Raw genomic sequence first — 1,769 nt, 5'->3', positions numbered from 1 at the left:
CCCCTCCCCACGACCCACACCGACCCGAACCACCGCCCCCGGCACCACCACCTCACCACCCACCACCGGCACCCACCCCACCCGGAACAACGAGTCGCGATGGGCGGCTCCGGCGATCTCGTCCATGGCCGGTGGCAGCAGGAGCAGGGACTCGGCCGTCAGCACCGTCCGCCCGGTGTCGTCGGCCACGGCCAGGGACACGCCCGCGTCGCCCGCGTCGTCGATCCGTACGCGCAGGGACGTCACGTCCGTGCCGTTCAGCCGCACACCGCGCCAGGAGAACGGCAGGGCGGCCGTCTCCCGGTCCGCCGCGAGGACGTGGAGGCAGGCGTCGAGCAGGGCGGGATGGACGCGGAACCCCGTCGTGTCCCGTTCGGCGGGCAGTGCCACCTCGGCGTAGAGCACCCCGTCCCGTCGCCAGGCCGCCCTCAGCCCCTGGAACACCGGACCGTATTCGAGGCCGACCGAGGCGAGACCGTCGTAGAGGGCGTCCACGTCGACCGGTTCCGCTCCTCTCGGGGGCCAGTCGGACAGCTCGACGGGGTCCACCGGGGTGGCCGGAGCCAGCGTGCCGGTCGCGTGCCGTGCCCACGGCTCGTCGTCGAGACGGCTGTACGCGGTCAGGGCCCGCCGTCCTCGCTCGTCCGGCGCGGCCACGGACACCTGCACCTGGCGGGCACCGCGCTCGGGGAGGACCAGCGGGAGTTCGAGGTTCAGCTCCTCAAGTGTCTCGCATCCCACCCGGTCACCGGCGTGCGCCGCGAGCTCGACCAGGACCGTCGCCGGGACCACCGTGCTTCCGGCGACCGTGTGGTCCGCCAGCCATCCGTGCCGGCCCGTCCGGGACAACTCACCGGTCAGCACGACACCGTCACCGTCGGCCAGCGGCACCGCCACGTCCAGCAGCGGGTGCCCGCCGGGCCGCGTCGCGCCGCCCACTGTGGCCTCCAGCCAGTAGCGCCGGTGCTCGAAGGGGTAGGTCGGCAGGTCGACGAGCCTCCCGCCGCTGCCCGCGTAGTACGCCTTCCAGTCGACCTTCGCCCCGGCCGCGAACGCCCTCGCCAGTGCCGTGACCAGGCTCTGCGCCTCGGGCCTGTCCTTGCGTAGCACCGGGACGAACAGGCCCTCCTCTGCGGAGTCCTGGCCCATCGCCGACAGCACACCGTCGGGGCCCAGCTCGACGAACGTCTCCACTCCCTGAGCCCGCAGGTAGGTCAGGCCGTCGGCGAACCGCACCGCTTCGCGCACGTGTCGCACCCAGTAGTCGGCGGAGAAGTCCGCCACCGGCTCCCCGGTCAGATTGGAGACCACCGGGATCGACGGGGGACGGTAGGTGATGGTTTCGGCGATGCGGTGGAAGTCCGCCAGCATCGGTTCCATCAGGGGTGAGTGGAAGGCGTGACTGACCCGCAGTCGACGCGTCTTACGCCCCTGAGCGGTGAAATGAGCTGATATTTCCGTCACCGCGGCCTCATCGCCAGAGACGACGATGGCTTGCGGGCCGTTGACCGCCGCCACCGAGACGCCGCCAGGCAGGAGAGGCAGCACTTCGGCCTCGGTGGCCTGCAACGCCACCATCGCCCCACCCGCGGGAAGCGCCTGCATCAGCCGGCCCCGCGCCGCCACCAGACGAGCCGCGTCCTGTAGCGACATCACCCCCGCCACATGAGCGGCCGCCAGCTCCCCCACCGAATGACCCAGCAGGAAGTCCGGCCGCACCCCCCACGACTCCAGCAGCCGGAACAACGCCACCTCAACCGCGAACAACG

Annotated in this window: 1 protein-coding gene; it reads right to left on the bottom strand. The window is 72.0% G+C overall.

The window, feature by feature from the left end:
• Positions 1–1,769: acyltransferase domain-containing protein (locus ACFFRH_RS44105; RefSeq protein WP_386164155.1), on the bottom strand; the 1,769-nt coding region annotated here is incomplete at both ends.

The organism is Streptosporangium vulgare (assembly GCF_042428775.1).
GTDB classification, from domain to species: Bacteria; Actinomycetota; Actinomycetes; order Streptosporangiales; family Streptosporangiaceae; genus Streptosporangium; species Streptosporangium vulgare.
This window is presented reverse-complemented; position numbering and strand designations above follow the sequence as displayed.